Annotated in this window: 1 protein-coding gene; it reads right to left on the reverse strand. The window is 64.0% G+C overall.

The window, feature by feature from the left end; all coding sequences use genetic code 11:
* Positions 1-873 (reverse strand): phage late control D family protein (locus WS91_RS04740; RefSeq protein WP_197422209.1); only part of this gene is annotated, 873 nt, incomplete at both ends.

Raw genomic sequence — 873 nt, forward strand, 5'->3', positions numbered from 1 at the left:
CGATCGACGTGATCACGAACTGGCGCTTGTCGGCGAGTTGCTTGTCCCATTCCGGTGCGCCCGTCAGCGTGATCCACGCACCCACGGCAAGATCGCGCACACTGCTGACGCCGTCATAGCGTTCGGCTTCGAACTCGTGCGCGAGCATGCGCGCGCGGGTGAGCCGCTCGTGATCGCTCCAAGAATCGCCCGCGTGCGGGATGTCGATCGCGACGTCGGTCAGCAACTTGGCCAGGTCGTTGCCTGACTCGCCCTGATCGAGACTCGAGCCGACGGTCGATTCGTCTATCCTCGCCTTCTTGTAGTCCCACGACGGCCGGCCGGCCTTGCCCGGAACCAGTTGCCGGTGCAGCGCGAACAGCGTGACCGTGTCGCGTTGCTCGGTGCCGCCGTCACACGGATGCAATCGAACCGTGCCGGCGGGCGCTTGAGGCAGCGACATCGGATCGTCGCAGCATACGAGCGTATGCACCGGCGTTTCGTCGCGAACGTTCTGCATGCGCTTCGCCGGGCCGGCCTTCACAAACACGGTGATCCCTTCGCGACGCAGCAGGCGACGCACGAAGTACGCGTCCGACTCGTTGACCTGCCGCGTCAATTCGCGGGGCGGATAGCGGTCGGCGCGCAGGTGGGAAAGATCGAATTCGAACGCGCGCGCGAGAGCCGGACTGCGCTGCTGCCACTCGTTGAACAGCGCGATGAGAATGTCGACGACGTTCCGCTTCCGAAACACGCGCGAATTGGTGCGCTTGTCCATCAGCGACAACGCATCGCACACGGTCAACTGGTACACGCAGAGTTCGCCGTCGCTTTGTCCGATCTGGACGTCGCTGATGATCGCGTTCACCATATGCGGTTGTCCGCGGTCGGTCA

Origin of the sequence: Burkholderia sp. MSMB1498 (assembly GCF_001526245.1) — a bacterium.
GTDB classification, from domain to species: Bacteria; Pseudomonadota; Gammaproteobacteria; order Burkholderiales; family Burkholderiaceae; genus Burkholderia; species Burkholderia savannae.